Below are 22,851 nucleotides of genomic sequence, written 5' to 3' on the forward strand. Positions count from 1 at the left end.
GGGGAAATCAATGACACAGACGTACGTCGGCGCGATAGACCAGGGGACGACCGGCACCCGGTTCATGCTGTTCGATCAGGGTGGGCAGGTCGTCGCCAGCGCCTACGAGAAGCACGAACAGATCTATCCGGAACCGGGATGGGTCGAGCACGACCCGCTCGAAATCTGGGAGAATACACAACAGGTCGTCCAGGAGGCGCTCTCGGTGGCCGATATCGACGCAGACCAACTTGACGCACTGGGAATCACCAACCAGCGGGAGACGACCCTGCTGTGGGATGCGGACACCGGCAAACCGGTTCACAACGCCATCGTCTGGCAAGACCGCCGGACGACCGATCGTGTCGAGCGGATCGAGGAGGAAGGGAAGACCGAGATGGTTCGGTCGAAGACGGGGCTCGAACCGGACGCCTACTTCTCGGCGACGAAAGCCGAGTGGCTCCTCGACAACGCCGACCCGATCAAAACCCAACGCGCGCGACCGCAGGACGTGCGAGAGCGTGCGGAGGCGGGCGAGGTGCTGTTCGGCACCATCGACTCGTGGCTCATCTACAACCTGACGGGCGAGCACGTAACGGACGTGACGAACGCTTCGCGGACGATGCTGTTCGACATCCACGAGATGGACTGGGACGACGACCTCTGTGCGGAGTTCGGTGTCCCGCGAACGATGCTTCCCGGAGTGCGTCCGTCGAGCGACGACGCGACGTATGGCTCGACCGACCCAGACGGTTTTCTCGGTGCGGAGGTTCCGGTCGCTGGCGCGTTCGGTGACCAGCAGGCCGCCCTATTCGGGCAGACTTGCTTCGATGCAGGTGACGCGAAGAACACGTACGGGACGGGGAGTTTCTTCCTGCTCAACACGGGTGAGGAAGCGGTCGAGAGCGAGCACGGACTGCTCACGACGGTCGGCTTCCAGCGGTCGGGCGAACCCGTCCAGTACGCCCTCGAAGGCTCCATCTTCGTCACGGGTGCCGCCATCGAGTGGCTCGGCGATATGGGGTTCATCGACGATGCGGCGGAGACGGAGTCGATGGCGCGAAGCGTCGATTCGACCGACGGGGTCTACGTCGTCCCCGCGTTCACGGGCCTCGGCGCACCTCACTGGAACCAGCGCGCTCGCGGCACCATCGTCGGGATGACTCGGGGCACGCGAAAAGAGCACGTCGTTCGCGCCACGCTCGAAAGCATCGCCTACCAGACCCGCGACGTTGCCGAAGCGATGGAAGCCGACAGCGGCATCGACGTCGAGTCGTTGAAGGTCGATGGCGGCGCGGTGAAGAACAACTTCCTCTGCCAGCTACAGGCCGATATCCTCGGTGCGGACATCGTCCGACCGGTCGTGGACGAGACGACCGCGCTTGGCTCCGCGTACGCGGCGGGACTCGCGGTCGGTTACTGGGACTCGACCGACGAACTCCGAGATAACTGGCAGGTCGACCGCGAGTTCGAGGCCGAGATAGCGAGCGAGGAGGCCGACCGGAAACACGACCGCTGGCAGGAGGCGGTCGAACGGTCACTGGACTGGGCACGGGAGGGAGGTGGATGAGATGGCAGACGAGTACTGGCGGGCGAAGTACGTCAACGAACTCGTCGGAACGTTCATCCTCATCCTGCTCGGTGACGGTGCAGTCGTCGTCTCTGTGTTGACAGGCGGGTTCGACCTGTTCGGCGTCGCCGTCCTGTGGGGTTTCGCCGTGATGTTCGCGGTCTACTGGGTCGGCGGTGTCTCGGAGGGACACATCAACCCGGCGGTGACGATCGCGAACGCGGTCTGGCGGGATTTTCCGTGGCGGCACGTTCCGGGCTACGTCGTCTCTCAGATTGTGGGTGCGTTTCTGGCCGCCGCGACCTTGTTCGTCACGTGGTCGGGATACTACCAGCAGTTCAGCCAGGCGAACAACGTGGTCAGAGGTGAACCGGGGAGTTCTATCACGGGGATGACGCTCTGGACGTTCTTCCCGAATCCTGCGTTCGCGGGCGTGAAAATCGGAGATTTCGACACGCTTCAGGAGGCGGCGTTCCTCGTCTCGTTCCCGCAAGCGTTCTTCAGCGAAGTCGTCATCACGGCAATCCTCGTCGCCGTCATCTTCGCGCTCGTGGACGACTGGAATCCGATGGGGACGCGGGCGACCCCGGCAGTCGCCGCGTTCCTCATCGGCCTTCTCGTCGCCGCGCTCGTCCAGTACGAGGCCCCGGTCAGCATGGCGGCATTGAATCCGGCACGGGACCTCGGCCCGCGAATCTTCGGATACCTCGCCGGATGGGGGCAGATCGCGTTCCCCGGCCCGCGCGGTGGCTGGTGGCTTCCAGCCGTTTCGACCACGGTCGGCGGAATCGTCGGGGGTGGCCTCTACGACTATCTGACGCGCCAGTACGTCAGGGAACTCGAATCGGCGGAGATGGAACCGGATGAACCCCGCGTTCACGAAGAAGAGGGTGAACGACCGACTGGAGGGAGTTGAGCATCCACCGTGACCAACTCGGACGATTCGGGCTACTCGCTCGGCGATTATCTCCAACTGGTGTTCTATGACCCGGTGACGCTCGCCGGGCTCGTCGTCCTCGTGGCGGGAATCGTACTGGTCGCCTTCTCCGACCCCAGTGCGTCTACCCAGACACCACTACTGGGTGGTTCGATGATGCTGGTCGGAACGGTGCTGCTCGCCCTCGGCTACACCCGAGCACAGTGGGGACTGAAACGGTGGAACCGGTGATAGCGTCCCGCCATCTTCGACTCGTATCGTCGTATCTGATCATAAACTGGAACTATCGAAACCGGGGCACACAAAACGCTTATAACGTATCGAAACTACGATAAGTAAACGATATCCTTCGAAATATGGGTCGGTTCGAATCAGACGTACGCGACTTGCAGGCGAGACAGCAAAGTGAGCAGAGCGGGACGCTCTCGACACGGGACGTTTCAAATCTCTTCGTGTCGCTCGATGCCGACGACCCGAAGCGACGAGCGAGTGCCGCGTGGTCGCTCGCGGAGGTGGCCGCGAACACGCCCGAACGCATCCCCGTCTCCGATCTCGCGCAGGCGGTGGCCGACGACGACCGGTGGGTTCGACGCGGGGCGACCTGGGCGCTCGCCGAAGTCGCGCAATCGAATCCTGCTGGTGCTCGACCGGTCGTCAAGCGTGCGATCGACCTGATCGGCGACGGCGACCCGTTGGTTCGTGAGAACGCCGTCGTCACCGTCGCCGGTGTCGCGTCCGAATATCCCCGAACGGCAGAGCCAGCCGTTCTAGCACTCGCCGAACTCCGGGACGCCGACGACGGAATCGTCCGACGATACGCGACGGATGCACTTCGTCACGTCGTCGATGCACTCTCGAAATCGACCCTCTCGGGTGACCCACTGGTCATCAGCGTGAGCGACCCGAGACTGGCCGACCTCCTCCCTGCCGGGGCGAACGTCGTTCAAGTCGGCGAGACGGGAGGAGATGGACCGATCCAGATCCTCCCCGCGTCGGAGGTCGAAGCCGACGCACGGCCCACGTCCCGGAACCGCCGCAAACGAACCGGTACCGGTCCGCCGTCGGCTGAAGACATCACTTCACCACAACCGCTCGCGGTCGAATACGACGACTTCGAGAAGTTGAACGAGGTCGGTACGTCCTCGCTGGTGAAAGTCCACCGTGCGTGGGCCTCGACACCCAGAGAGCAACACGCCGTCGTGACGCTCTCGACGTTGCGCGACGACCGCCGACATGGAACGATTCCGGCGTCGTTCAGCCGTGCCATCGACCGCTGGGAGTCTATCGACAAGTACGACCACGTCCTCGCTGTGCGGGCGCACAGCGACGACCCGACTCAGTGGGTCGCGACGGAGTTCACCGATGGTGGAACGCTCGGCAACTACCTCGACGCCGACAGCGATGCAACGCTCTGGTTCGCACATCGAATCGTCCACACCGTGTCGAAAGCACACGCCGTCGGCGTCATCCACGGTGGACTTTCCCCATCTGCGGTACGATTTGCGACCACGTTCGAACCGACGTGGCCCGTCCCGAAGATCGGTGATTGGGGACTTACCTCCATCGCGGCAGACGTTCAACAACCGCCGCTTTCGCCTGCCTTCGCAGCACCGGAGCACCTCGACCCGGAGTCGTTCGGTATCATCGACCACTCGACAGACGTGTACGGACTCGGAGTACTCCTGTACGCCCTGTTCACGGGACGGACACCGTTTTCAGGGGAACCACACATCGTCGTTCAGCAGGTGACTTCGACTCAGCCACCCGCGCCGACGGAGCGAAATCCGGAACTCCCCGACGAAGTGGACGAACTCCTCGCTCGCGCGCTGGCGAAGCGGAAACCGGAGCGGTACGAGACGGTCGATGATCTGTTGGTCGCGTTCGAACACTGCCTGGCAGCGTTCGATTCGGATCCGATGGTCGAATCGCTTAAATAATTGGACTTACATTCAAGTATCCAGATGGGTATCCCACTCGCACAGGTCGGTGTCGACGCCAGTGCGAACGTCGTTCGATTCGTCGGCTCCGGACTGCTCGCGGTTTCAGCCGCTATCTTCGGGTTCTACGCACTGCGTAATCTCCGACTGAACCGATTGGAGTCACAGCGCCCCTTCTGGTGGTATCTCGTCTCGGTCGGATTGGCTGGTACCGTCTACGGCCTGTTCGGTGTGGCGGGGACGCTCTCTTCCGGGCGCTGGCTCGTGGCTTTCGGTCACACGGCGCTGCTCTTCTGTACGGTGTTTCTCGCATTTGCGATGCGTGAGTTGTACTTCAATAGCGCGCTGGCTCCCTCGCCGGAAGACCGAAAGATATCGCTCTCCCGCCTCCGGCGGATCGAGTTGGGATTCGTCGGCATCATCGTGCTGGAGCTGATCATCGTCCTCCTCATCGGTCACGGCACCGTCGTGGCAGTCGTCAAGGGCGTCGGCAGCATCTCCTTTGCCGTATACGGCATCGTCTTCGGAGAACGGTTGGAGTCGCTCACCCACGGTACGTCGATGGATACGCTCCGCCGTCATCTTCTTCCGGTGCTCGTCAGTGCTGGCCTGCTCGGATTCGCCGACCTCGGTGTCCACGTGGGATTCGGCCTCCTCGTCGTCGACAGCATCGAGAGCGTCTTCGTCGTGATGATCGGGGCCTTCCTGCTCACGGCGACGATCCGACTCCAGCAGAACGTCCGGGGACTTTCGGGGTCGTCGTGAGTTGAAACACCGCCCAAAAATAGTAATTAATCGGACAGATATTTGTCGTCCCCCGTAGTGAACCGATAGGGGAAAACGATGCGACACGACACGATATCGAGACGCGGCTGCCTTCGGGGGGCGAGCGCGCTCGGATTGGCAGGTATCGCCGGGGTGGCTGACGCACAGGGACAGACGCTGGAAGTCCAACACTGGTGGACCGGCGGCGACGGAAGCAAGGCGATCCAGGCGCTGTTCGATGGGTTCAAACAACAGTATCCGGACGTGACGGTGAACCAGAATCCCGTCTCGGGTGGGGCGGGCCAGAATCTTCACACGGTCATCAAAAAGCGGGTCCTGAACAACAATCCGCCGAGTTCGTGGCAAGCGTGGCCCGGCGCGAATCTCCGCCCGTACACCGATGCGAACAAACTGAAAGACATCAGCGGGACTGTGTGGACGAACAACGATATGAAAAACGCCTACCTGCAAGGGCCGAAGCAGGCCGCGAAACCTGCGGGCTCGTACGTGACCGTCCCACTGAACATCCACCGTCTTAACAACCTCTTTTACAGCGTTCCGGTGGTCGAGGAGGCCGGTGTGAAACCCGGAAACATCTCCAAGCCGAGCGACCTCGTCGGCGCGATGAAGCAGGTACAACAGAACACGGACGCAGTGGGGATGGCCCACCAGACCAAATCGCCGTGGTCGACCCTGCAACTGTGGGCGCAGGTCGTTCTCGGGGAACACGGGGCGGAGACCTACGACGCGATAACGCAGGGGAAGGTGCAGGCGAACCAACAGGCAGTGACGAACTCCCTGGAGATCGTCAAACGCTATCGGCAGTACTTCAACCAGGACGCTGGCTCCATCGACTGGCAACAGGCGAACAAGAAAGTCATCAACGGGAACGCGGCGTTCATCCATCAGGGTGACTGGGCCGCCGGGATGTACCGCGCACAACAGAACTTCGAGTTCGAACGCGATTGGGGGCACGTCCCCTACCCCGGAACGAAGGGCATGTACGCCCTGAACATGGATTCGTTCCCGTATCCGAAGAACAATCCATCGCCGAAGGCGACGAACAAGTTCCTGCGCTACGTCGGGTCTGTCGACGCCCAGCGACGTTTCAATCCGAAGAAAGGGTCGATCCCGCCACGAACCGACGTGCCAAAGAAGCCGTTCGGGCCGTTCTTGCGCGGCCAGATGAACGATTTCCAGAACTCGGAGACACAGCCACCTTCTACCGCGCACGGTCTCGCCGTGCCTCCGGAGACGCTCACCAACCTGAGCGACGTGATGGCGACGTTCACCTCGAACTGGAACGTCCAGCAAGCCAGCCGAGGAATCGCGCGAGCGTTCCAGTAGTTCACACCCGTTTCAGTCGTCCATTTTTGCAGTACGGGCACTCGGCGTCCACGCCGGGACGAGTGCTGACGCGCCCGCACATCGAACACGCCCTGATGGCTCGCTCTCGCCGTCGGCACTCCGCTTCGAGCGATTCCAACCTGGCTTCGGCCTCCGCGATATGCTGTCGAAGTCTGTCGAGCTCGGAACGAAGATGCACGAATGCACGCAGCTGATTCTGGTCGACTCGATGTTTCGGTGGGTCGATCCGCGGGTGCCGATCCTGTGACACACGCCCGCGTCTGTTCGTCGGCATCGTGTCGGTGAAACGGCGTCGATGGTTAAGAAGCGGTCGCTGATTTCGAAGCCACCATGCCGGCTATCGTTTCTCACGTCGTCGTTGAATCAAGACGAGCAGCTGATCGACGTTGGCAGTTGCTCGCCATTTTGGAATCAGTACCGTCGACTGGCCCAAAGTCCCCCGGTCTTACTACCCCGTCACGTCGTCAGGCCGGGCGACCGGGAGTGGAGCATACAGTCGCTTGCGGGCGTCGGGAACGTACAGCCGTTCCTCTACGAGACCCTGCTCTTTCAGTTTCGTCAGCGCGTCACGTGTCGTCCGGGCGGGTAACAGGGCATCCTCGCGCACCTGCCGCTGGGTCAATGGTGCGTCATCTTGTAAGACCCGGTAGACGAGTTTCGCACTGGGTGGCAGTTCAAGAAGCCGTTCGAATCGTTGCGTGGGGGTTGTTTCACTGCCGGAGCCCCCGCCAAAAACGACCACTGGATTTCGACATACCGCTTTTATGTATCTTTTAATATAGTTAATTATCCGATGCTTATTGAAAATAGTGCACATCGATCAAACAGACGATCGCTCGTCGGTGTCGAGGTGTATCAAATACTGGTACTGCGAGACTGGCTCACCTACGTAACATATTTAGCTGTCCTCCGACTCTTCAACCATAAGATATAAAGATGCTTTGGCGAATGGTTCATTAACAAACTGCCCGGACTGCAAAAACCTGAACACCTAAAATCAACTATGCCTGCCGACGAACCAACCATTCTCGTCGTCGACGACGAGGAAGACGTGACGGATCTCTACGCGACGTGGTTAGAGTCATCTTACGACGTCAGACACGCGTACGAAGGTCACACGGCACTTGAGAAACTCGACGGCGAGGTAGATGTCGTCTTACTCGACCGCCGAATGCCCGGTCTTTCCGGCGACGAGGTGCTGACAGAACTGAGAAATCGTGGTCTCGAATCCCGTGTCGTGATGGTAACTGCCGTCAAACCGGACTTCGATATCATCGAGATGGGATTCGACGATTACCTCGTCAAACCGGTCTCGAAAGACGACCTCTACACGACCGTCGAAGGGATGCTATCGCGTGTCGAGTACGACACCCAGATGCAAGAATACTTTTCTCTGGTATCGAAGAAGGCCGTGCTCGAAGCCGAGAAAGACGCAGAGGAACTCGCCAACAACGACGAGTATCAGGAACTGACGGCACAGGTCGAGATGCTCCGAGAGGTGGTCGACGACGCGCGAGCGAATCTCCAGGACCACGACGATTTCGTCGGTGCCTTCCAGGACCTCGATTAGTTCCTCCACGACTTCTATCAGGCCCGTGCTTCCGCCCCTCCTGGTGCGGTCTCGCTCGCCACCTTGCGACCACCCATTGCAAGACCGACCATCGACAATCCACTGGTGAGTACGCTGACGCCGAACAGGAGTCCGAGCGCCCACGCCGCGGTTGCGGGCCACCCGATCCAGAGCAATCCCGCGAGTAGGAGCGAGATGACGCCACTAGCGACCACCCATCCCCAGCTTCTCTCCGGGCGGAGCGCGAACCCCATGACGAGTTCGACGATGCCGTCCACCACGAGGTACGCGATGAGGAGGAGTGTCAACGTCGTCAGTCCGAGGATCGGATTGAAGACGAGCGAGAGGCCTGCGATACCGTAGACGACCACAAGGACGACCTGCCAGAGGACGCCCTTCCAATCGCCAGCCGAGAAGGCGTGGACTGCGTGGAGTATCGCACCGACGAGTAATGCTCCTCCGAGTAACACCGAGAGCGCGATACCGGTGACGAACGGGAAGAAGATGGCGATGACACCGAGTACCGCGAGAACTGCGCCGACTCCCATCAGTGTGCGCCACGCCGTGTCTGCCGTGCTCTGTCGGGTCGTGTCGATCGTGCTCATTTTTCTCACCCCGCCGGTCGTGCGACGGCTATCGACAAAACTGATAGGGCCATCTTTCAACTCGCCGACCGACGCGCCAAACAGTCAGATCACCGAACGGTCAATCATTAATAATAAAATAGTATACTTTACAGTTTCCGTACATGGCTGCCGAGGACACGGACGAGATACTGACTGCGCTCGGGCTTGACAGTGAGGGGATGCTCGAAAAGGCGGAAGCACGGTTCGAACACCGTCTACTCTCCGCTCTCGTGGACGCACGTCGTGACGGCGTGGAGTACTGGCGATTGTTCGAACTCATGGAACGATATCAGCGCGCTGCGATCCGGGCGTCGTTCATGCAGGGTGAGTTCGGGCCCGACCACGCCGACGTGAGCGAGGAAACGGTACAGTATACGCAGATCGTCCACGCGACCGCACGCGCACACGCGGCGGCAGCAGCCGAACGACAACTGCTCTTCAATCTGGCCAGTGCGTATCAGCTGTTCGAAGACGAGTGGGAAGGAGAGGCGTAACTCACCGAACAGTCGCAAAGAAAACCTCGTGTACCCCTACCCGAGGTATCTGCAACGTGTTGGGGATGAGGTAAATGCTTTGTGTTCTGTGTTCACTTCAGCATGATTCGAGGTGGAGCCCCGACTTCCAGGAGCGAGCGAAGCTAGCGAGTAGATTGGGGGAATCCGACACGGAACGACACAACCGGCAGACGGTAGCGGGGCGACTCCCGAGCGTTTAAGAATCGTTGGAGAGTAATCCGAAATATGGAGGTTCGGCGGTCTGCACCTGTCAAACTAGTCGTCCCCGACGAGCGCCGCGACGACCTCCACGAATCCGCTCGACAATTCCTCCACTGCGCGAACCGCGCCGCCGAGTTCTGTTGGGACGATACCGACCATACGAACTGTGTCACTGCCAACTCGACCGCGAGAGACGCCCTCTACGACGACCTCCGCGATGAAACCGACCTCACCGCCAATCTCGTCCAAGAGGCGATTCGGCGGGCTGTCCACGCGACGAAAAGCGGTGTCGACCGCTGGAAGAAAGGCAAACGAACCTCTCAGCCGGAGTTTACATCGTGGAGTATGGTCTACGACAAACGGAGCGCCACGTTCTATCGGAACAAAGTCTCGCTCTCGACCATCAACGGACGTATTGAATGTGACTTCGAACTCCCTTCGGACAGTTTGACCCCCTACGGGCGGTACGTGCTATCCAAGGAGTACGAGTTCCGAGCGAGTACGCTTCAATATGACGCAGTGGACGATGAATTCTACTTCCACATTACCACGCGGAAGTACGAGAATGACGGCGATGAGTCCGAGGGTTCGGCAGATACCGCGCACCAAATAGTCCTCGGTATCGACCTCGGGATCAACAGTCTCGCCGTCGCTTCGACAGGCACGTTCTGGAAAGGAGATGAGTACGACCATTGGTGTCGCGAGTTCGAGAAGCGACGTGAGAAGATGCAACAACGCGGCACGCAAGCTTCCCATAACGCTCTCCTTCGCCTTGGAAAGCGCGAAGAGGCATGGCGAAAACAATACATCCATACGGTTGCAAACGAGATCGTCATGGAAGCCATCGAACACGGTTGCAATGCGATTGTGTTCGAGGACTTGACAGACATTCGGGAGCGGCTTCCACAGGCAAAGTGGCACCATATATGGGCGTTCCGACGCCTGTTCGAGTACGTCGAATACAAAGCACCGGAGCTTGGAGTCTCCGTAGAACAGGTAACGCCAAACCACACATCCCAACGCTGTTCTCGGACGGATTGTAGCTTCACCCATGAGGATAATCGTGATGGAGAGCATTTCCACTGCCAGAAGTGCGGGTACGAGGTGAACGCGGATTACAACGCGGCGAAAAACATTGGGTTGCGGTACGCCCGGAAACGACAACACAGACTCCGTTCTTCGCCCACGTCGGGGGACGGAGGCGCACCAGTAGACGTGCGTGTAAATGGTGGGATGATGAACGGCGAGAGTCACCGGCCGATCGCTGGTGACTGATTGCCGGGAGTCCACATCAAAGCCCCACCCTCAAGTACCGAGGTGCGTAGCGCCGAGGGAGTAGGAGGGGTAGTTTACAAGGCGTACGTGTAGACGTTCTCGGCGTACTCCCGGCCACCGAGCTCGACCGTGCCTTCGTCGTCTTTCTCGAATCCGAGTTTGCGATAGAACTCGTTGCCCATCTCGTTGTCGGCGAGGACCATCGCCCGCATCCGTTTCATGTTGAAATCCTGCAGGTCGGTACGCAAACGCTCGTGCAGTGCGGTGCCGACCCCTTTGCCCCAGTCGTCCGGGTCGACGTATAGTCGGAGCACGTCACCCTCGTCTTCGTGGACGACGGCGTGACAGAATCCGACGAGTTCGTCGTCCTCGACTGCCACGAGGAAGGCCGTTCCTGGTCTGTCCAGTGCGTCTGCTAGCGATTCGTTCGAGTACCACGACGATACCGTTTCCGTGATGGTCTCGTCGTCGACGATCTCGTCGTACGCTTCGTTCCAAGCTCGGTGGGCGATCCGGCGGACCGCCCCGAAATCACCGTCGTTCGCGGGTCGAATTTCCATCCTCCGTTCCTCCATCCCGACTATTTGCCGTGTCGCATGGTAACAGTTCTGAATCACCAGTCTGTTTGCAGAAAGAAAGGTCAGCTTTCTTCGGTCGTCGGTCGGGACGCTTCGAACACGAGCTTCGTCCCCGGTTCGATCCCCGTCCGGTTGGCGAACCCTTGCTCCATCTCGACCACGTACTTCGCAGGTGCATCACTGGAATAGCGTCGGAGTTCGGAGTCGCTGGCGTTGGGTTGCGGGTCGGCGTGTGCAACGTTGATGACGGTACCGTTCGCGGAGACGAAGATGATGTCGAGCGGGATGAGCGTGTTCTTCATCCAGAACGTCCGAGATGCTGCGCTATCGAAGACGAACACCATCCCGTGCTGTTCGGGAAGCGACTTCCGAAACATCAGCCCGCTTGCTCGTTCGTCCCCCGAGTTCGCCACTTCCAGTGTCACCGACGTTCGGTTTCCGTCCGTGACGAACGCAGCAGAGACGTTCTCTTCCGTATCCGTCGTCGTATGGGTGACAGTGGCGTCTCCTGTCTGCTGGGTCGCCCCATCTCCTCCCAGTCCCAATCCAGCACAGCCAGCCATCACGACGAGTGCGGCAGTCAGCAGGATGGCGCTCGAACGCATGCACACTGAAACGAGAGCACTCGACAAAAAATGCAGGGTGTTCTCTTGGCGGCAACTTGCCTCGACAGAGTCGTTCCGTCGTCCGGGCGTTCGTCCCGGCTTCCCCACTCTCGTTCCGTCGTCGTCCGACCCGACACGAGCACTCAGATTAGAACCGCGACGAGGAAGCCGACGAACAGTGAGACCGTCACGACCAACTGGAAGACCGCGGACGCGAGAAGACCAATGACAGCGTAGCCTGCGGTTCGAGCACCCTTCTCGGCGTCCTGTGTTCGATAAAACTCGACCGCGAACGTGGCGAGTGCGACCCCAACGAGCATTCCGAGGGGGCCGGTGACGAGCAACGCCAGCAATCCGACGACTGCGGCCGCTACGGCAGTCCAGCGTGACCCGCCGCCTGCTCTGGCCGAGATCGCTCCTGCAGTGTACTCTCCGACGATGGCGACGAGTCCGACGATGGTCGCACCAGCGAGGAAGAGGAGGCCCGGTTCGGAAAAGTCGGATCCCCACCAGTAGGCGTAGATTCCGACGAGCGAAAGCGGAACTCCCGGCAAGAGCGGAACCACGCTCCCGAGGATGCCCGCGAGCAGAAGAACGAGGGCCACGAGGAGGGGCCAGTCCATATCCATCCGTCGCACTCGGTCGGGATAACCCCTCGGGTTGCCCAATAGCTTTTGAACGATTACGACCGATTGTCAGATGATGACGGTACTCGTCGCAGGTGCATCCGGGTTCGTTGGACGCCATCTCGTCCCTGAACTCGTCGCCCACGGAGAAGACGTGGTTGCACTGGTACGTGATGCCGATACCTACGACCAGCCACGAGGTGTGGCGGTCGTGGAGGCAGATCTGAACGATCGTGAGAGTCTCGATGGCATCTTCGAGGGGGTGGACGTCGCGTATTACCTCGTCCACTCGATGGGGGACGATGGCGACTTCATGGAACGCGACCGGGTGGCAGCTCGTAACTTCGTCGATGCGGCACGTGGGACGAGCCTCTCGCGGGTCGTCTATCTCAGCGGACTCGGCGGTGAGCGTGCGACGCTCTCCGAACACCTCAAATCGCGGCGGGAAGTGGAACACATCCTCGCGGAAGGCGACTACGATTGCACGGTTCTTCGGGCGGCCATCATCGTCGGTGCCAACAGCGCGAGCTTCCGGATGGTTCGACAACTGGCCGAACGCCTTCCGCTGATGATAACGCCCCAGTGGGTTCGAACGGAGTGCCAACCGATCGCAATCGACGACGTGGTCGCGTATCTGGTCGGCGTCCTCGACAGTCCGGAGACGGCAGGCGAGACGTTCGAGATCGGCGGCCCGGACGTGCTCACCTACGGCGAGATGGTTCTCACGACGGGCGAGCTGTTAGACCGTCCATCGGTGATGGTTCCCGTCCCCGTCCTCTCGCCGAAACTCTCAGCCTACTGGGTGGACCTCGTGACCGACGTTCCGAAGGAGGTCGCCCATCCGCTCATCCTCGGCCTGAAGACGCGCACCGTGGTCGAAGACGACCGAATTCGCTCGTTCGTACCGGTCGAGTTGACGCCGTTCGAGGAGTCTGTCAGGCAAGCCGTCGGATGAACCGTCCCGACTACCAGTGGGCGTACGAGAGCATCGTGGATGCGATTCCGGGTGTCACGCTTCCCGACTGGCTCGCGCTCACGATACAGTTCGCACTCTTCGAGGGGCTGCTCCTCGTCCTCGCGTTGCGCTACGACCTCTGGAACGCCGTGCCAGCAGGCACTGCGGCGGTCGTCGTCGCCACCGCGGGGAGCGCCCTCATGCTCACACTCGGGCGACGGATCCGTGGATTGACGACGCCCGACGTCTATCGAAAACTGCTGTTCGGGTCGAGTATCGAGGTGGTGCTCGGCCTGCTGGCGTACGTCGGACTCGTCACCTACCTGTTCGTCGCCGACCCTCGACAGGGTGGCTCGCCCCTCGTAGAGCGACTGCTCGGGACGGCACCGCCGATTCCGGCAGTGTATCTCACGTTGCTCGTTCTCTGGGACGTGTGCTATCGGATCGGCACGGCGTGGTGGGCGAGTGTCACCGGCTTCTGGGTCGCAGTTCGGTATCCGACCGACGACTCGATGCGAACCCAACTCCGCCGGATCGACCTGCTCGTCGTCGGGTTCTCCCTCCTTCAACTCGTGCTCGTTCCCTTCGTCTGGGGAGACGATCTGCTCGTCTTCTTGCTCGTCGGGCACGTCGTGGCGGTCGTGGTCGTCTCGGCCAGCACGATTTTCGTTCGCTCCCGTGGCTGAACTATTTAACTGATGACGGCATAGTTCGGGAGTACGGGATGGCAGTCATGAATGATAGCGAACCGTCGTTTTCGATCCCACACCGCCCACGCCGCCGATATCCACGGCAGGGCGGTATCCGCTACGAGGGCGAGACTCTGTTTCGGCTCTCTCCCAGTTCTGACTGCTCGGAGGAACAGTTGGTCGCGTTCGTCGATGAGATTCTGGCCGACGAACCGTACACCTCGGGCGACTGGTTCGACCTCCCCGTGCCGATGTATCTCGTCCGCGACCACGACCACGACACGACGTTTCGCGTGGTCGTCAGATATGGGTCGATCGAACTCCACGTGCTCCCGGACACTCGTTCGTCCGGCCTTCAAGCCCTCTACCGACGGCTTACGGAACGTTCGGACGTGACGTGGTCTGTCTCGTGCGAATCGAAACCGGATACCTGAACTCCAGTGCGAGTGCAATATTAAATACCATAGCGCACAGAACGCAACGTAATGATGAATCACGCCGACACCCAGGATTGGACGCTTCGCACCGCCCACAACTACGACGAGATGTGGACGCTCGCAGACGAAGAGGGCATCCGGGAGGCACGACTGGCCTATCCGTCCGGCTGGCTCTTTCTAACCCGCGACACCGCGACCCGCGAACTGGTTCGCCTCGCCGCCACGACTGGTGGCGAGTGGGAAGCCGACGAACTCGCCCAGGAACTCGACCAGAGTGCAGAACACGTAGAACGAAGTCTGGACGACCTCGTCGCGCTTCGCGTCTTCCGCGAAGGGGACGGGATCTACCGTCCGAATCCGGAGAGTCTCGTCGCGCAGACCGCCGACCGCCTCCGGCGTGCTGCCATCGAACACGGCGCGTCGGATGGTATAGACGACCTCGCCAGTCCGGAAGCGGTTCGGCTGATGCTAGACGCACTGCTCTCGATGGAGACTGACGAACAGTTCACACAAGACGACCTCCACGAACTCGTCGGACTGCCCCGCAAGACGGTGTGGATGCACGTCGAACGACTCACGAACCTCGGGGTGCTCGCAGAATCCGGCGACAGCTACGTAACGAACGAAGCGAATTCGGTATTCGGCAACGTCAGAGCGTTAGACGCCGCGGTTCTCGGAACCGCGCTCTCCCCCTAGACGGTCTGCGTCTGAGCGAGATCTTCGCCGACGTACTGCTCTTCCCACTCTCTACGCGCTTCGATCTCCCGCGCCCCCCTACGAGTGAGCGTGTAGTAGTTCGTCCGGCGGTCACGTTGGCCTTTCTCGACCAGTCCCTTGTCCACGAGTGAATCGAGATTCGGATAGAGTCGACCGTGATGAATCTCTTTCTCGTAGTATGCTTCGAGTTCTTCTTTGATGGCGAGGCCGTGGGGTTCGTCCAACCCAGCGATGACGTACAGCAAGTCCCGCTGGAAACCAGTCAGGTCGTGCATGGTTCTCCCTAGGACTACAGAATCATGCAACAGACAAAAGAGTGATGGCCAAATTCATATCGACCCGACGCTTGCTTGCGATTTGCATCTCTCCCCTTCGCGTCCCCTCTGGGTAACTCATCTGTTGTCTGCTCGACACTCTGTGACTCTATCCAGACCGTGAAGATAGTTCACGGTCCGTCAGGTCACACAGAATAGTACGATTCGACCGACCTCGTACCGGCACCGGATTTATGCCCACCTGCCTGTTTCTCTCTGTCATGGCAACACGGGACGAGAAGCCCGACTTCGAATCGTACCGAGAGTCCCTCGGTCACGAACCGGCCGACGCCCACCCCGCTCTCGCAGACGACCTGCGTGCCGAAGTCGAGGGAGAAGTCCGATTCGACGAGTACACACAGATTCTCTACGCGACCGACGGTAGCATCTATCAGGCCCGACCGGCTGGCGTCGTCTTTCCGACCTGTGTCGAAGACGTACGGAGTGCTGTTCGGGTCGCTGACGAATACGACGCACCTGTCCTCCCGCGCGGTGCTGGCTCGTCGCTCGCCGGGCAAGCGGTCGGGCCGGAGTGCGTCGTCCTCGACCTTTCGCGACACATGGACGACATCGTGGACGTCGACCCTAAACGCCAGCAGGCGACGGTCGAACCTGGCGTCGTGCAGGATCACCTCGACGCCCACCTCGAACAGTGGGGGTTGAAGTTCGCACCCGACCCGGCCTCCTCCAACCGGGCGACCATCGGCGGCGGCATCGGCAACAACTCCACGGGGGCGCACTCTGTTCGGTACGGTATCACCGACGCGTACACCGTCGAGCTGGACGTCGTGCTGGCTGATGGGTCGCTCATCCACACCCGCGAAGTCGTCCTCGACAGCGAGGAGTGGGACGAGATAGTCGCCAAAGACGACCGCGAGGCCGAACTCTACCGAGCAGTCCGTGAACTGGTCGAAGGGAACCGCGAGGAGATCGACGCGCGCTATCCCACACTCAAGCGCAGCGTCAGCGGCTACAATCTCCACAAGGTCGTCTACGAGCGTGACGGCGAGCGATGCATCAACCTCTCGAAGCTGTTCGTCGGAGCAGAGGGCACACTCGGCGTCGTCGTTCGCGCGACACTCGACCTGGTGACCCGCCCCGAGGAGACCGCGCTCGCGCTCTACTGCTACGACGACCTCGTCTCTGCGATGGCAGCAGTGCCCGACGCTCTCGAATTCGACGTGAGCGCGGTCGAGTTGATGGACGACGAAGTGTTCCGCCTCGCCCGTGACTCGACCGAGTTCGCTGAATACGCAGAGCCGATTCCGGAGGACGCCGAGGCTGCCCTGATGTTGGAGTTCGACTCCGAACTTCACTCTGATTTCGAGGGCGCTATCGCGGAGACGACGGCTCACTTCGTCGGCGCTGGTGCGGCCTTCGACGTGCTCGAAGCCTATTCGGAAGCAGAACAGACCGAACTCTGGAAACTCCGGAAAGCAGCGATTCCGCTCCTGATGAGCATGGAGGGCGACCCGAAACCGTATCCCTTCATCGAAGACGCCTCCGTCCCACCCGAGGAACTCGCCGAGTACGTCCGCGAGTTCATGGCCGTTCTCGACGACCACGACACGTCGGCGGCCTACTTCGCCCACGCCGGAAGCGGAACTCTCCACATCCGGCCAATCCTGAACCTGAAAGCGGAAGACGGGATCGAGAAGATGCACTCCATCGCCGAGGACGTGACGACCCTCGTACTTGATCATCACGGCGCGTTCTCCGGTGAACACGGCGACGGCCTCGCCAGAACTGAGTTCAATCCAAAGATGTACGGGCCACAGCTCTGGAGCGCGTTCCAGGAGTTGAAGACGACCTTCGACCCGGACTGGCGGATGAACCCCGGCAAGGTCGTCTTTCGGGACGACGCGGATATGCGCGAGAATCTCCGATACGGTGTCGAATACTCCTCTCTCGAACCGACTACCGTACAGGATTTCTCTGATGAGGGTGGCTTCTCGCATCTCGTCGAACTCTGTAATGGCTGTGGCACCTGTCGCCAGACCGAGAGCGAGACGATGTGTCCCTCCTATCGCGGGATGAAAGACGAGATGACGACCACGCGGGGACGCGCGAATCTCCTCCGGGCAGCCATCAGCGGCGAGATTCCGACCGAGGAGCTGTTCACCGATCGATTCCAGGAGGAGGTGCTCGACCTCTGCCTCGGCTGCAAGGGCTGTGCCCGCGACTGTCCGACCGGCGTCGACCTCGCCAAGCTGAAAGCCGAGGTGAAACACGCCCACCACAAGAAGGCCGGTTCGAGCGTCCGCGATCGCCTATTCGCCGACATCGATCGCGTTTCGGCGCTCGGGAGCGCCCTCGCACCGCTTTCGAACTGGGCGACGAAACTTCCGGGGTCGGACGCCGTGGCGGAGAAACTGTTCGGTATCGCTCCCGAACGAGACGTTCCCCAGTTCCGTCGGGAGACGTTCGTCGACTGGTTCGACGCCCGTGGCCCCCGGATTCCGGTGGACGCGGCGACAGACCGTGTCCTGCTCTTTCCGGACACGTTCACCAACTACAGCCATCCTACCCCCGGCAAGGCCGCCGTCCGCGTTCTCGAAGCCGCAGGGGTTCACGTGCAGGTGCCCGACGACCTCGCACCGAGTGGCAGGGCCGCCTACTCCGAGGGATTCCTCGATAAAGCACGGGAACAGGCCGAGACGAACGTCTCCCGACTCGAACCCCGGCTCACCGAGGGCTGGTCTGTCGTGTTCGTCGAGCCATCCGACGCCGTTATGTTCCAGGACGAGTACCGCGACCTCCTCGCCGAGTCTCCACAGTCGAAGGCTGTCGAACAGGTCGCTGCGAACGCTTTTGGCGTCTGTGAGTTCATCGACCGAAAGCGACTGGACGCCGGAATCGAGTTCGACGCAGTGGACGAATCGCTCGCCTACCACGGCCACTGCAACCAGAAAGCACTTCGCCGCGACCACCACGCGGTCGGCGTCCTTCGCCGCGCGGGCTACGAGGTCGATCCCCTCGATAGCGGCTGTTGTGGCATGGCAGGCAGTTTCGGTTACCGCACAGAGCAGTACGACCTCTCGCAGGCTATCGGTCGAATCCTGTTCGAACAGGTCGAAGAAAGCGATGCAGAGGGCATCGTCGCGCCCGGCGCGTCCTGCCGAACGCAACTCGATGGGTACGAGACACGGCCACCACATCCCATCGAAAAGGTCGCCGACGCACTCCACCGACCATAACTTTTTATCGGAGAGTGCGCCACGTTCGGCCATGGCCACCGACACCGTCACCGCATTTCGGGAGTCGCTCCGGGAACTCGGTGTCGAGTTCACCCGGACGACACCCACCGGGGCCGAGGATGCGCTCGCGGAGTGTGTCGTCGAACCAGCCGTCGGGACTCCGTTGCCGTTCGACGGTGTCTCGCTTCCCGAGTCCGTCACGCTCGACCCGACGCTGGCCGAGCTGGAGCGGGCGGAGACCGGAATCACGCCCGCGACGTTCGCGATCGCAGACTACGGAACCGTCGTCGTCCAGCCGACCGATGCGGGTGAAGATAGCGTGAGCCTCCACCCCGACCGTCACGTCGCCGTCGTCGCCGAGAGCGACGTGGTGCCCGGTATGACAGCAGCCTTCGACCGACTCGTAACCATCGCGGAGGCTGGCGGGAGCGCCATCTTCGCAACCGGGCCGAGCGCGACCGCCGACATGGGCGCGCTCGTCCAGGGTGTCCACGGCCCGAAAGAAGTCCACGTCCTCCTCGTCTCCGACCGATGACCAGAGCCGACGCCATCCGGAAGCTGCTCGCGACCGAGGGAGAGAGCGTCGCATCCAACACCCGAACGTTCAACGAAGGCCGGTACGATTCGGTCGCCGACCTCGAAGCGTACGAGGAACTGAAAGACCGCGCCAGGGAGATCAAAGAAGACGCTATCGAACGCCTGCCGGAACTGATCGCGCAGCTTCGAGAGTCGGTCGAAGCGAACGGTGGAACGGTGTACCTCGCAGAGGACGCCGAGGACGCGAATCGCTACATCGCAGACGTTGCATCTGATGCCGAGGTGCTGGTCAAGAGCAAGACCATGACCGGTGAAGAGATCGAAGTGAACGACCATCTCGCCGAAAACGGGATAGACGTCTACGAAACCGACCTCGGTGAGTTCGTCCTGCAGGTGGCCGACGAAGCACCGTCACATCTCGTTGCCCCTGCCATCCATCGCTCTCGCGAGGACATCGCCCGGCTGCTCAACGCTCACTTCGACCCGGAAGAACCGCTCGAAACCGCCGAAGATCTGACCCAGTTCGCCAGCGAATACCTCGGCAACAGGATTCGAGAGGCTGACGTGGGATTGACCGGGGCGAACTTCGTCGTCGCCGAGACGGGGACGCTCGCACTCGTCACGAGCGAAGGCAACGCACGAAAGACGGCATCCGTGCCGGACACCCACGTTGCGGTCGCTGGCGTCGAGAAGCTGATCCCTCGAATGGCCGATCTCCAGCCGTTCGTCGAACTCATCGGTCGCTCCGCGACGGGCCAGGACATCACCTCTTACGTCTCGTTTCTGACGCCGCCGGTCGAGACACCCACGTTTTCGGGGGACGACCGCGAGTTCCACCTCGTCTTGCTCGACAACGGACGGATAGCGATGCGCGACGACGACGTACTCCGTGAGACGCTGTACTGCGTTCGTTGTGGCGCGTGCGCCAACTCCTGTGCGAACTTCCAGCACGTCGGCGGGCACGCGTTCGGGGGTGAGACCTACACGGGGGGCATCGCAACCGGCTGGGAGGCGGGCGTCCACGGACTCGACAGTGCCGCGACGTTCAACGACCTCTGTACCGGCTGTTCGCGCTGTGTGAACGCCTGCCCGGTGAAGATCGATATCCCGTGGATAAACACCGCCATCCGTGACCGGATCAACCGCGAGGGAGCGGACGGATTGGAGTTCGTCTATCGCGGTCTCCTGCCGGACGACGACCCCTCGAACATCGACCGACAGAAACGGCTGTTCGGTAATTTCTCGACGGTCGCCAGACTCGGCAGTCGCTTCGCTCCCGTTTCGAACTGGATGGCCAGATCGGAACCTGGTCGCCGATTCCTCTCGTGGGCCTTCGGCGTCGACCCTCGTCGGGAACTGCCACAGTTCCAGCGGGAGACGTTGGTCGAGTGGTTCGCAGGGCGCGACCCGATTCCCGCCGACGTGGCGACGTGGGAGGCCGTCCTCTATCCCGACCCGTACACGAACTACGTGGATGTCGAACGCGGGAAAGCCGCCGTCAGAGTGCTCGAATCCCTCGGCGTCGCTGTTCGCGTTCCAGCATTGCCTCCGACAGGACGTGCGCCGCTCTCCCAGGGGATGGTGGGGACTGCCCGAAATCACGCCCGCGAACTGGCGACCGCGCTCGCACCTCACCTCGACGCCGGGCGGGACGTGGTCGTCGTGGAACCGAGCGACCTCGCCATGTTTCGGCGCGATTACGACCACCTCCTGCCCGAATGTGACGCACTCCGCGAGAATAGCTACGAACTGCTGGAATACATCTACGGCTTGCTGGCGAACGAGGCGAACATCGATGTCCTCCAACGAGCCGAAACCGACCGACAGGTGACGTACCACGCCCACTGTCAGGCGCGAACACTCGATCTCGAACCGTACACCGTGGCCGTGCTCGAACGACTCGGCTACGACGTGGTGACGACCGACGCGGAGTGCTGTGGGATGGCCGGGAGTTTCGGGTACAAAGCCGATTACTACGAGTTGAGTGTCGCCGTTGGCGAGTCACTGGTCGAGGAGATCGATGGGGGGTCTGTGATTGCAAACGGTGTGTCATGTCAGGAACAGATCGAATCGATATCTGCCGAGTCGGTACGTCATCCAGTCGAACTGCTGGCTCGAGATATGGAATAATTTTAAATCAGTTGCCTGATTTGTAGTTGACGGAAACCGAGGGCGACTCACCAGATGCAACCTATCGAAATAACGTATATCGTACTCAGCGCCGTCCTCGCGGCGACAGGTCTCCACTATGGTGGGACTGGCAGTGCGGGCGTACTTACAGACGTCCCGAAAGTCGATGCTCGTCCTCTCGGTCGGGTTCTCGATCCTCGTCGCGGCAGCGATCGCAACCACCTTCAGCGCGTTTCTCACCGATTTCGAGAACAGTCGGTTACTGCTGACCGTGAACTACGCCGTTTCGACGGTCGGCTACCTGTTCGTCATCTACAGCGTTACGGGTGCCGACTGACGGGAGAGATGCGAGGGCGGAGTGACCGAACCCATCAACAGCGATAGACTGTTGGGGAATCGACTGATTATCTGCTAGACCGACTAAATAGCTGGAAAAATGAATTTTTACGACATCAACCACATCTGGGACTGACAATCCGGCTACTCGACCGGAACAGTACCGGCTAGAATCGAACAGTACCGGGTAGCTATTTTTCCCCGCAACACGTTCGAGCGACCATGAACGAACTCAGGCGCGCGGTGCGCGCAGGCGAGGCCGTCGTCGGGACATGGGTCACGATCGGACACCCCGCGGTCGCCGAATTGAGCGCGGAACTCGACTTCGATTTCGTCGTCATCGACGCAGAACACTCCTCGATGTCGCTGGAGTCGGTCGAGAACCTCGCCCGCGCGGTAGACGCGGCGAGTAGCGAGGCGAAACCGATCGTCCGCGTTCCGGACGACGATCCGGCCCGAATCAAGCGCGTGCTCGACACCGGCGTTTCCGGTGTTATCGTCCCGATGGTGGAGACGGTCGAACAGGCCCGAACCGTGGTCGAAGCGACGCGCTATCCGCCAGATGGCGTTCGGGGAGTGGCCGGGTCACGAGCGTCTGCATACGGACTCGGACTGGCTGAGTACTTCGAACAGGCGAACGACGACCTCCTCGTTGTCGTCCAGATAGAGACCACGACTGGCGTCGAGAACGCGGAAGCGATCGGCGCAGTGGAGGGCGTCGATGCCCTGTTCGTCGGCCCGGCAGACCTCTCGGCGTCGGTCGGACGGTTCGGCGAGACGGACTCGTTGGACACCGAGATTTCCGCTGTCTTGGATTCGGCGCACGACGCCGATACATCGGTCGGAACCATCGCCCTGGACCCGGAGGAGGTGGAGCGATGGGCCGACGCCGGATTCGACTTTCAGGTCGTCGGAATCGACTTCGACTACCTCATCGAGGGTGCGATGCGGGCGAAACAGGGCTACGAGTCGCTCACTCGATAACGG

The 22,851-nt window shown here is 61.1% G+C and carries 25 protein-coding genes; 18 read left to right on the plus strand and 7 right to left on the minus strand.

Annotated elements, in window-relative coordinates; translation table 11 throughout:
* The first annotated feature begins 10 nt into the window (after positions 1 to 10).
* The 6 genes from glpK (at position 11) to ACR3FE_RS20715 (ending at position 6,535) form a co-directional block, all read left to right on the plus strand.
* Positions 11 to 1,549, plus strand: a complete 1,539-nt coding sequence (gene glpK / locus ACR3FE_RS20690) for a glycerol kinase GlpK (protein ID WP_458209489.1) — start codon at positions 11 to 13, stop codon at positions 1,547 to 1,549.
* Between the two features lies 1 nt (position 1,550).
* Entirely contained in the window at positions 1,551 to 2,465 is a 915-nt protein-coding gene (locus tag ACR3FE_RS20695; RefSeq protein WP_458209490.1) for an MIP/aquaporin family protein, read from the plus strand.
* A 9-nt stretch (positions 2,466 to 2,474) separates the two neighbouring features.
* The gene (locus ACR3FE_RS20700) at positions 2,475 to 2,717 is read left to right on the plus strand and encodes a hypothetical protein (protein WP_458209492.1); all 243 of its coding nucleotides are present in this window, start codon (positions 2,475 to 2,477) and stop codon (positions 2,715 to 2,717) included.
* A 125-nt stretch (positions 2,718 to 2,842) separates the two neighbouring features.
* Positions 2,843 to 4,423, plus strand: a complete 1,581-nt coding sequence (locus tag ACR3FE_RS20705) for a protein kinase domain-containing protein (protein ID WP_458209494.1) — start codon at positions 2,843 to 2,845, stop codon at positions 4,421 to 4,423.
* 24 nt (positions 4,424 to 4,447) lie between these two features.
* Positions 4,448 to 5,188, plus strand: coding sequence for a hypothetical protein (locus ACR3FE_RS20710; protein WP_458209496.1), 741 nt, complete (start codon positions 4,448 to 4,450; stop codon positions 5,186 to 5,188).
* A 78-nt stretch (positions 5,189 to 5,266) separates the two neighbouring features.
* On the plus strand, positions 5,267 to 6,535 hold the full coding sequence (locus tag ACR3FE_RS20715) for an ABC transporter substrate-binding protein (RefSeq protein WP_458209498.1): 1,269 nt from the start codon (positions 5,267 to 5,269) through the stop codon (positions 6,533 to 6,535).
* A 1-nt stretch (position 6,536) separates the two neighbouring features.
* On the opposite strand, the gene ACR3FE_RS20720 is transcribed toward ACR3FE_RS20715, so the two are convergent.
* Together ACR3FE_RS20720 and ACR3FE_RS20725 are read right to left on the minus strand one after the other, a co-directional pair.
* Positions 6,537 to 6,806 carry a hypothetical protein gene (locus ACR3FE_RS20720; RefSeq protein ID WP_458209499.1) on the minus strand — a complete coding sequence of 90 codons (270 nt, stop codon included), beginning with the start codon at positions 6,804 to 6,806 and terminating at the stop codon, positions 6,537 to 6,539.
* A gap of 198 nt (positions 6,807 to 7,004) precedes the next feature.
* Positions 7,005 to 7,298 carry a hypothetical protein gene (locus tag ACR3FE_RS20725; protein ID WP_458209501.1) on the minus strand — a complete coding sequence of 98 codons (294 nt, stop codon included), beginning with the start codon at positions 7,296 to 7,298 and terminating at the stop codon, positions 7,005 to 7,007.
* Positions 7,299 to 7,559: 261 nt separating this feature from the next.
* Between ACR3FE_RS20725 and ACR3FE_RS20730 the strand changes: the two genes are divergently transcribed.
* Positions 7,560 to 8,126: a HalX domain-containing protein gene (locus ACR3FE_RS20730; RefSeq protein ID WP_458209503.1), complete on the plus strand. Its 567-nt coding sequence runs from the start codon at positions 7,560 to 7,562 to the stop codon at positions 8,124 to 8,126.
* Between the two features lie 17 nt (positions 8,127 to 8,143).
* Here ACR3FE_RS20730 and ACR3FE_RS20735 read toward each other — a convergent pair whose 3' ends face one another.
* Positions 8,144 to 8,731 (minus strand): HdeD family acid-resistance protein, encoded by a 588-nt coding sequence (locus tag ACR3FE_RS20735; protein ID WP_458209505.1) that lies wholly within the window; start codon positions 8,729 to 8,731, stop codon positions 8,144 to 8,146.
* A 143-nt stretch (positions 8,732 to 8,874) separates the two neighbouring features.
* On the opposite strand from ACR3FE_RS20735, the gene ACR3FE_RS20740 reads away from it, so the two are divergent.
* Both ACR3FE_RS20740 and ACR3FE_RS20745 read left to right on the plus strand, forming a co-directional pair.
* Positions 8,875 to 9,246: a hypothetical protein gene (locus ACR3FE_RS20740; protein ID WP_458209507.1), complete on the plus strand. Its 372-nt coding sequence runs from the start codon at positions 8,875 to 8,877 to the stop codon at positions 9,244 to 9,246.
* 246 nt (positions 9,247 to 9,492) lie between these two features.
* Positions 9,493 to 10,743, plus strand: coding sequence for an RNA-guided endonuclease InsQ/TnpB family protein (locus tag ACR3FE_RS20745; protein ID WP_458209509.1), 1,251 nt, complete (start codon positions 9,493 to 9,495; stop codon positions 10,741 to 10,743).
* A gap of 74 nt (positions 10,744 to 10,817) precedes the next feature.
* Here ACR3FE_RS20745 and ACR3FE_RS20750 read toward each other — a convergent pair whose 3' ends face one another.
* The 3 genes from ACR3FE_RS20750 to ACR3FE_RS20760 form a co-directional block, all read right to left on the minus strand.
* Positions 10,818 to 11,303, minus strand: a complete 486-nt coding sequence (locus tag ACR3FE_RS20750; protein WP_458209510.1) for a GNAT family N-acetyltransferase — start codon at positions 11,301 to 11,303, stop codon at positions 10,818 to 10,820.
* Positions 11,304 to 11,383: 80 nt separating this feature from the next.
* On the minus strand, positions 11,384 to 11,926 hold the full coding sequence (locus ACR3FE_RS20755) for a DUF192 domain-containing protein (RefSeq protein ID WP_458209511.1): 543 nt from the start codon (positions 11,924 to 11,926) through the stop codon (positions 11,384 to 11,386).
* Positions 11,927 to 12,069: 143 nt separating this feature from the next.
* Positions 12,070 to 12,549 (minus strand): DUF456 domain-containing protein, encoded by a 480-nt coding sequence (locus ACR3FE_RS20760; RefSeq protein ID WP_458209513.1) that lies wholly within the window; start codon positions 12,547 to 12,549, stop codon positions 12,070 to 12,072.
* Positions 12,550 to 12,628: 79 nt separating this feature from the next.
* Between ACR3FE_RS20760 and ACR3FE_RS20765 the strand changes: the two genes are divergently transcribed.
* From ACR3FE_RS20765 to ACR3FE_RS20780, 4 genes are read left to right on the plus strand one after another with little or no spacing between them, the layout of a single operon-like run.
* Complete coding sequence (locus ACR3FE_RS20765) at positions 12,629 to 13,507, plus strand: NAD(P)H-binding protein (protein ID WP_458209515.1); 879 nt, start codon at positions 12,629 to 12,631, stop codon at positions 13,505 to 13,507.
* Positions 13,504 to 14,193 carry a DUF7530 family protein gene (locus ACR3FE_RS20770; RefSeq protein WP_458209516.1) on the plus strand — a complete coding sequence of 230 codons (690 nt, stop codon included), beginning with the start codon at positions 13,504 to 13,506 and terminating at the stop codon, positions 14,191 to 14,193. The genes ACR3FE_RS20765 and ACR3FE_RS20770 overlap by 4 nt, the downstream gene beginning before the upstream one ends.
* Before the next feature lie 38 nt (positions 14,194 to 14,231).
* Complete coding sequence (locus ACR3FE_RS20775) at positions 14,232 to 14,630, plus strand: hypothetical protein (protein ID WP_458209517.1); 399 nt, start codon at positions 14,232 to 14,234, stop codon at positions 14,628 to 14,630.
* 51 nt (positions 14,631 to 14,681) lie between these two features.
* Complete coding sequence (locus tag ACR3FE_RS20780; RefSeq protein WP_458209518.1) at positions 14,682 to 15,329, plus strand: hypothetical protein; 648 nt, start codon at positions 14,682 to 14,684, stop codon at positions 15,327 to 15,329.
* Here the strand turns inward: ACR3FE_RS20780 and ACR3FE_RS20785 are convergent.
* Complete coding sequence (locus ACR3FE_RS20785; protein WP_266080104.1) at positions 15,326 to 15,625, minus strand: PadR family transcriptional regulator; 300 nt, start codon at positions 15,623 to 15,625, stop codon at positions 15,326 to 15,328. The genes ACR3FE_RS20780 and ACR3FE_RS20785 overlap by 4 nt on opposite strands.
* Positions 15,626 to 15,885: 260 nt before the next feature.
* Between ACR3FE_RS20785 and ACR3FE_RS20790 the strand changes: the two genes are divergently transcribed.
* From ACR3FE_RS20790 to ACR3FE_RS20810, 5 genes are all read left to right on the plus strand, one after another.
* Entirely contained in the window at positions 15,886 to 18,861 is a 2,976-nt protein-coding gene (locus ACR3FE_RS20790) for an FAD-binding and (Fe-S)-binding domain-containing protein (protein WP_458209520.1), read from the plus strand.
* A 31-nt stretch (positions 18,862 to 18,892) separates the two neighbouring features.
* The gene (locus tag ACR3FE_RS20795) at positions 18,893 to 19,396 is read left to right on the plus strand and encodes a LutC/YkgG family protein (RefSeq protein ID WP_458209522.1); all 504 of its coding nucleotides are present in this window, start codon (positions 18,893 to 18,895) and stop codon (positions 19,394 to 19,396) included.
* Positions 19,393 to 21,528, plus strand: coding sequence for an LUD domain-containing protein (locus ACR3FE_RS20800; RefSeq protein ID WP_458209524.1), 2,136 nt, complete (start codon positions 19,393 to 19,395; stop codon positions 21,526 to 21,528). The genes ACR3FE_RS20795 and ACR3FE_RS20800 overlap by 4 nt, the downstream gene beginning before the upstream one ends.
* A 118-nt stretch (positions 21,529 to 21,646) precedes the next feature.
* Entirely contained in the window at positions 21,647 to 21,865 is a 219-nt protein-coding gene (locus ACR3FE_RS20805; protein ID WP_458209525.1) for a DUF7521 family protein, read from the plus strand.
* Positions 21,866 to 22,086: 221 nt separating this feature from the next.
* Complete coding sequence (locus tag ACR3FE_RS20810; RefSeq protein WP_458209526.1) at positions 22,087 to 22,848, plus strand: HpcH/HpaI aldolase family protein; 762 nt, start codon at positions 22,087 to 22,089, stop codon at positions 22,846 to 22,848.
* The last annotated feature ends 3 nt before the right edge of the window (positions 22,849 to 22,851 follow it).

This window comes from Haladaptatus rarus, assembly GCF_054177585.1.

Coding starts and splice junctions, on each gene's coding strand:
- ACR3FE_RS20755 (WP_458209511.1), bottom strand. CDS start 11,926: ATGCGTTCGAGCGCCATCCTGCTGACTGCCGCACTCGTCGTGATGGCT.
- ACR3FE_RS20765 (WP_458209515.1), top strand. CDS start 12,629: ATGACGGTACTCGTCGCAGGTGCATCCGGGTTCGTTGGACGCCATCTC.
- ACR3FE_RS20745 (WP_458209509.1), top strand. CDS start 9,493: ATGGAGGTTCGGCGGTCTGCACCTGTCAAACTAGTCGTCCCCGACGAG.
- ACR3FE_RS20730 (WP_458209503.1), top strand. CDS start 7,560: ATGCCTGCCGACGAACCAACCATTCTCGTCGTCGACGACGAGGAAGAC.
- ACR3FE_RS20810 (WP_458209526.1), top strand. CDS start 22,087: ATGAACGAACTCAGGCGCGCGGTGCGCGCAGGCGAGGCCGTCGTCGGG.
- ACR3FE_RS20775 (WP_458209517.1), top strand. CDS start 14,232: ATGGCAGTCATGAATGATAGCGAACCGTCGTTTTCGATCCCACACCGC.
- ACR3FE_RS20695 (WP_458209490.1), top strand. CDS start 1,551: ATGGCAGACGAGTACTGGCGGGCGAAGTACGTCAACGAACTCGTCGGA.
- ACR3FE_RS20740 (WP_458209507.1), top strand. CDS start 8,875: ATGGCTGCCGAGGACACGGACGAGATACTGACTGCGCTCGGGCTTGAC.
- ACR3FE_RS20795 (WP_458209522.1), top strand. CDS start 18,893: ATGGCCACCGACACCGTCACCGCATTTCGGGAGTCGCTCCGGGAACTC.
- glpK (WP_458209489.1), top strand. CDS start 11: ATGACACAGACGTACGTCGGCGCGATAGACCAGGGGACGACCGGCACC.
- ACR3FE_RS20770 (WP_458209516.1), top strand. CDS start 13,504: ATGAACCGTCCCGACTACCAGTGGGCGTACGAGAGCATCGTGGATGCG.
- ACR3FE_RS20710 (WP_458209496.1), top strand. CDS start 4,448: ATGGGTATCCCACTCGCACAGGTCGGTGTCGACGCCAGTGCGAACGTC.
- ACR3FE_RS20715 (WP_458209498.1), top strand. CDS start 5,267: ATGCGACACGACACGATATCGAGACGCGGCTGCCTTCGGGGGGCGAGC.
- ACR3FE_RS20805 (WP_458209525.1), top strand. CDS start 21,647: ATGGTGGGACTGGCAGTGCGGGCGTACTTACAGACGTCCCGAAAGTCG.
- ACR3FE_RS20750 (WP_458209510.1), bottom strand. CDS start 11,303: ATGGAAATTCGACCCGCGAACGACGGTGATTTCGGGGCGGTCCGCCGG.
- ACR3FE_RS20735 (WP_458209505.1), bottom strand. CDS start 8,731: ATGAGCACGATCGACACGACCCGACAGAGCACGGCAGACACGGCGTGG.
- ACR3FE_RS20780 (WP_458209518.1), top strand. CDS start 14,682: ATGATGAATCACGCCGACACCCAGGATTGGACGCTTCGCACCGCCCAC.
- ACR3FE_RS20760 (WP_458209513.1), bottom strand. CDS start 12,549: ATGGACTGGCCCCTCCTCGTGGCCCTCGTTCTTCTGCTCGCGGGCATC.
- ACR3FE_RS20705 (WP_458209494.1), top strand. CDS start 2,843: ATGGGTCGGTTCGAATCAGACGTACGCGACTTGCAGGCGAGACAGCAA.
- ACR3FE_RS20790 (WP_458209520.1), top strand. CDS start 15,886: ATGGCAACACGGGACGAGAAGCCCGACTTCGAATCGTACCGAGAGTCC.
- ACR3FE_RS20785 (WP_266080104.1), bottom strand. CDS start 15,625: ATGCACGACCTGACTGGTTTCCAGCGGGACTTGCTGTACGTCATCGCT.
- ACR3FE_RS20800 (WP_458209524.1), top strand. CDS start 19,393: ATGACCAGAGCCGACGCCATCCGGAAGCTGCTCGCGACCGAGGGAGAG.